Origin of the sequence: Stenotrophomonas sp. PS02289, assembly GCF_029960115.1 — a bacterium.
Lineage (GTDB): Bacteria > Pseudomonadota > Gammaproteobacteria > Xanthomonadales > Xanthomonadaceae > Stenotrophomonas.
Genome location: NZ_JASCOZ010000238.1, coordinates 1 through 4,989, shown reverse-complemented (window position 1 = coordinate 4,989; position 4,989 = coordinate 1). Strand labels below are relative to the sequence as shown.

Sequence of the window (4,989 nt, the reverse complement as noted above, 5' to 3'; positions counted from 1 at the left end):
ACCCATGTGACCGGACACACCCCACAACCTAAACGGGGGGCGCCCGAAACCGCTCCCCCACGCCAGTCTGTTAGAGGTCAATACCAAACCCGGCACCGGCACTGTTTTCGCCGCCACCGAACGAAGCGCCGAAGGTCACGGTCGCCTTGTCGCCGATCTTCTTGCCATAGCCCACGGAAACCGCCTGCTCACCGCCCTGCGACCCTACGCCGACAGCGAGACGTCCGCGCGCCGACGTCGTCACCGCAGCATTCGCAGCCATGTTCGCCATCGCAGCACTCATGGCACCAATGCGCGAGATCTTCTGATCCTGCTTTGAGAAGCGACGATCAACGTCGTTGCGGAAGTCAGTGAAATCCGTAGTCCACGACTGAATGCGGTTGTCCGTGTAGGCATTGGCGCTGGTCAGCGTCTGGGTTGCCGTGCGGTCCGTATAGTCTTGCGCAGACTGCAGGTTGGCGGCGTCGGCCGTTGCCATCTCGCTGCGGATCTGGGTTTCCCGGCCATCGGTGTACGAATTGGCCGCACTCAAGGTCTGCGCGTTGCCCGTAGCGACGTCAGAGCGGATGGCAGCTTCCCGTCCGTCGGTGTAGGTATTGGCCGTCGTCAACGCCTGCCCGCTGCCGTTGGCGATGTCGGAGCGGATTGCCGCTTCGCGTCCGTCGGTGTACGAGTTGGCTGAAGTCAGCGTCTGGGCGCTACCGGTGGCGACATCGGACCGGAGGGCCGCTTCGCGTCCGTCGGTGTACGAGTTGGCCGAGTTCAAGGTCTGCGCACTACCGGTGGCAACGTCGGAGCGGAGCGCTGCCTCGCGACCATCGGTGTACGAGTTGGCCGAGCTCAACGTCTGCGCGCTGCCTGTGGCGACGTCGGAGCGGATGGCCGCTTCGCGCCCGTCGGCATACGCGGTGGCCGAGTTCAAGGTCTGCGCGTCGCCGTCGGCGAGGTCAGACCGAACTGCGGTTTCGCGCGCATCCGTATAGGTGCCTGCGGAAGTAACCGCTGCGTTGGTCAGTGTCTGCACCTGTCCCACGTTGGCGGCGTCCGTGGCAGAACTGCCCGTAGCGACGTTGGTCACCCGGCGTTCCGACCCCGAAGACCCGACCGACACCACGTTGGCCTGGCCGCCGTCATTGCTGTTGGAGCCGAGCGCAACAGAGTTGCCGCCGTTCGCGGTTGCGCCGTTGCCGAGTGCCACGTTGTTGTCTGTGCCGGCTGAGCCGGTTGCTCCGCCACCACCGCAGCAACCCGCTCCGCCCGAGCCGCCTTGGCCCGCCGTGCTGCCGCTGCCTATTGCGATGTTGCTATCGCCCCCGGTTCCGCCGGCTCCTCCGGTGCCCCCGGAACTCCCTTGGCCGCCGTTACCACCTGCACCGGCGTTTCCACCTCCGATTGCGAGATTGTTGACACCGCCAGACCCGCCGGTGCCCCCCACTCCACCAGCAATCCCCGAGCCGCCGTTACCGCCAACGCCGGTCCTGCTGCCATTGCCGATTGAGACGTTACCCGTCTCCACGCCGGCACCGCCAGATCCTCCGCTACCGCCACTGCCACCAGAGCCCGAACCGCCGTTCGTACCGACCTGGCTTCCGCTGCCGCAGGCCAAGGCACCCGAGCTTGAGTCCTGGCTGCAGGGTTCGGTGCTGCTGGTGCCAGGCACAACCTGGGCCTGAGCAGGGGTCGCTAGAGAAGCGACCGCCAATACCATGGCACCAGAAAAGAAACGCACAGCCGTGCGAACACGGTTGCAACCGGTTTCCGTAGACATACAAATATTCCGACTAATTGCGCTTGTCGCGCATCCAATTGCTTTGCAGCCTCATTCGAGGCCGCTCCCCTTGGCCGCCAATGTTCCGTGGCAGCTGCGGGGCTAATGTATCGCGGCCATGGGAAGTGGTCCAACGAAGTTGGTTAATTATTCTCGAAAAAAGTTTGCTTTTGCGGCTAAAGAAAATGCGGTTTCTGCCGATGGGCAGCTGTCTGATTCAGGTTGGTGGAGACGCACGGTGTAGTTGAATGCGTCAGACTGCGCTTCGCTCCATTTCCGGTGAACTCGTCACTTGGTGCGCTCATGTTTCAGCGCACTGCAAGGGTTTTCCACGGCATTGCTGCACCAAGTCTACCGGCAATCAGACCCAGCGAAAAACCGAACGCTTTACAGACTGCTACCGTTTCAAGGAAGCATGTTTGGTGAAGGACACACGGACGTATGAAGGGAAAGTACTGGCCAGATCACTTGGCGCTGGGCTACATCGAGATCGACGGAGTCCAGCACAGCTTGGAACACCTCAAGCCCTTCTGCTACGTCGTGCACATTGAGGAGCAGGGCAAGGCTGAGACGCCGATTCAAGTGACGGTGGAGTTCAGCTCCCACTGTGTCACCAAGGGCCCGCGTACTGGTGAGTTGATTGATTTCAGTCAAGCGGGATTTGCGCCGTTGGTGATCGACCAGCGACGCAACTGGCGAAAATTTCTTCCGGCTCGCTACACCGCGTCGACCGTACTACCGGAGATCATGAGGACGCTGAGTCAGCGCTCCTGCTTTTTCGCAAGTGAGAGGAACTACCTGACTCTGGAGATGAATGAGGTGATTCCGGGATATCCGGAGGGCACGCAGTACGAGATCTACTTCAACGTGAAGCAGCGGGGCAATCTGAGTGTCCATGTGTACGTGGAGAGTGCCTACGTCCGGGACCCGTGCTCGGGCAGCGATCCATACAGGTTCCGGAAGGAAGACCGCATCAATGGGTGGAGATTGCTGCTGAATCGCGGCACGGGACGAGCAGTGAGGCGACCACCCAGCCGTCGCCGGTAGCAGAAAAAAACAAACCCCCTTGCGGGGGTTTCGCGGATGCCCTTAGGGAATTGCTCCCATCAAACGACAAAGGCCAGTAACCAGTGGCGGCATCTGAACACCTAAGGCTGGGCCTCAAGCTCCGTATACATCCAGACCAGATGATGATACTCCAGTTCGGCTCGGATGTGTGACGGCGACGTTCCAGCGTGGTTTGCTAGCTGAACAGCGCCTCGCCGCCCGCCTCCCAGCGATAGACACTGTAACTGCCCAGCGTAGGTCAGCCAGTCTAACGCTCGCCCCACCCCGCAGTTCTGAGTGCGGGCCCCTTAGCAGCAAAGCCCGTAGCGATGCTGGATAGAGCGCGCAGATATTAGAGCCGCCTTTTCAGGAGGGATGGCTCATTCGTAACCCATTCCCAGGTTCTGCGCCTGCTGAGCCAGTTCGGCCATAGCCTGCTCACTGGATCGTTCCTGTTCTTCCTTGCACTGCATCAGATCGGCAAGGTCCAACCTGTCGTCGCTCATCATCGTGACTTGAGTGGTGATCGTGATTTCGTAGGATTTCTGCATTCTGGCCGATCACCTTCTGGACAAGGGTTCCGCATCCGAGTGATGGCCCCGTGGCTCTACCGGGGTGGGGCAGCCTGCCTGAGGCCCGCCCCACCCTGCTGCTGTCTGCGTCATCGCGCGGTGACGGAAGCCGGGCAGAGCCCGGCTCTACGTTCAATGTCGGGTCTGCCGCGCCTCTTCGGCTTCGGAGATCTTGATGAACTGCTCCATCAGCTCGGTGATGATGTCGTCCGTATGGCAGTTCATCCTTCTCGCCATTCTGCGTAACGCAAACAGCTGTTCCTCCTCGATCACGAAGTCCATATCCACCAGTTCGCTCACGAGTTGGGCCTCCGCATGCGGTCGGCGCGCGACGGCAGGGTGTACGAGCCGACCTGCAGGTAGGGCACGCCGTCTCTACTCATTCCGTCTGCGTCCAGTTCGGGCACTTCGGAGGCTTTAACGGGGGTCAACAGGAAGCTTCGGTGTCCGAGGTCCACCCGCAGCCATGTGCCTGCGCCCATGCCTATGTCGTTGAGCCAATGGCCCTCCAGATGCATGCAAGGTTCGTCGTAGCCCGGTGTGCCGGGGATGTCGGAAACCCGCCCGATGGTGATATAGCCGCTGATCTGCTTGGTGTCGGCGTCGTACTTGATGTCCTGGCCGCCTTTGAAGCCGTGGTAGGGGGTGTCGTCCCAATCGATTGTCATGGTGGTTCTCCCGTTGTGTGTGACCCCGCCGGAATGGCGGGGACATGGCGCGCGTGGGATCTTGATGCCGACGAAGTTCCGACGCTCCGCCGCACCACCCTGCATCAACGAAACGCCTTTGGGAATGCGGTTTTTCTGACAGTGCGTGTAAGGTGTTTCGACACACGGATCGCGCTTTTGACGCACTTGGCGCGTTACTGATCGCACAACGTGATAGGGGGCACATTTTGCTATGCCATAACCGTCAGTCAGCTGTCGTTTGCAGCCGCTTTTTCATCGCGCTATAAATGCGCCCATGACGGAAAAATTTCCCGCCCGGCAGATCCGAGCGGTCTATAACGACAAAACCATCCGCGTCTACCAGGCCTATTCGGACCTGATTGCCGACAGCGCCCTTCAACACCAGACCTTCATCAGCCCCCCGTTCAAGCGCGAGCGGATGACGTGGATCAAGCCTTCCTTCCTGTGGATGATGTATCGCGCGGGCTGGGGCTACAAAGACGAAGGCCAGCGGCGGATTCTGGCCATCGACATCACCCGCGAGGGGTTCGAATGGGCCCTGGCACACAGCTGCGCCAGCCATCCTGAGCCGGGGATGGACGCGGCCGCATGGGAGGCGCTGAAGCGCGACTCAGCTGTGCGTGTGCAGTGGGATCCCGAGCGCGATCTGCATCATCAGCCCTTGGAGCATCGTGCGATCCAGATTGGGCTCAGTGGGGAGGCGGTGCGGCGGTATACCGGGGAGTGGATCCAAGGGATTGCCGAGGTGACCGGGCTGGCGCAGCAGATGCAGGCGCTGGTGCAGGCAGGGAGGCTGGAGGAAGCGGCGGCGTTGCTGCCCGTGGAGCGCGAGTACGTGGTTGGCACGCTCGAGGTTTGACCGGTAGCGCCGGCCGTTGGCCGGCCCAGGCGGTAACGAGGGCCGGCCAACGGC

6 protein-coding genes are annotated in these 4,989 nt (G+C 61.4%); 2 read left to right on the top strand and 4 right to left on the bottom strand.

Annotated features, from left to right (window positions below; all coding sequences use genetic code 11):
• Positions 1–70 precede the first annotated feature (70 nt).
• Positions 71–1,198, bottom strand: coding sequence for a YadA C-terminal domain-containing protein (locus QMX83_RS20070; protein ID WP_282298404.1), 1,128 nt, complete (start codon positions 1,196–1,198; stop codon positions 71–73).
• 1,011 nt (positions 1,199–2,209) lie between these two features.
• Between QMX83_RS20070 and QMX83_RS20065 the strand changes: the two genes are divergently transcribed.
• Positions 2,210–2,815: a hypothetical protein gene (locus QMX83_RS20065; protein WP_282298403.1), complete on the top strand. Its 606-nt coding sequence runs from the start codon at positions 2,210–2,212 to the stop codon at positions 2,813–2,815.
• A gap of 380 nt (positions 2,816–3,195) precedes the next feature.
• On the opposite strand, the gene QMX83_RS20060 is transcribed toward QMX83_RS20065, so the two are convergent.
• From QMX83_RS20060 to QMX83_RS20050, 3 genes are all read right to left on the bottom strand, one after another.
• A complete protein-coding gene (locus tag QMX83_RS20060; protein ID WP_282298402.1) occupies positions 3,196–3,366 on the bottom strand; it encodes a hypothetical protein in 171 nt (56 codons plus the stop codon).
• A 153-nt stretch (positions 3,367–3,519) separates the two neighbouring features.
• The gene (locus QMX83_RS20055) at positions 3,520–3,687 is read right to left on the bottom strand and encodes a hypothetical protein (RefSeq protein ID WP_282298401.1); all 168 of its coding nucleotides are present in this window, start codon (positions 3,685–3,687) and stop codon (positions 3,520–3,522) included.
• Positions 3,684–4,055, bottom strand: a complete 372-nt coding sequence (locus QMX83_RS20050) for a hypothetical protein (RefSeq protein ID WP_282298400.1) — start codon at positions 4,053–4,055, stop codon at positions 3,684–3,686. Before QMX83_RS20050 ends, QMX83_RS20055 begins: the two co-directional genes overlap by 4 nt.
• Positions 4,056–4,350: 295 nt before the next feature.
• On the opposite strand from QMX83_RS20050, the gene QMX83_RS20045 reads away from it, so the two are divergent.
• On the top strand, positions 4,351–4,935 hold the full coding sequence (locus QMX83_RS20045) for a DUF4291 domain-containing protein (protein WP_282298399.1): 585 nt from the start codon (positions 4,351–4,353) through the stop codon (positions 4,933–4,935).
• Positions 4,936–4,989: the final 54 nt, after the last annotated feature.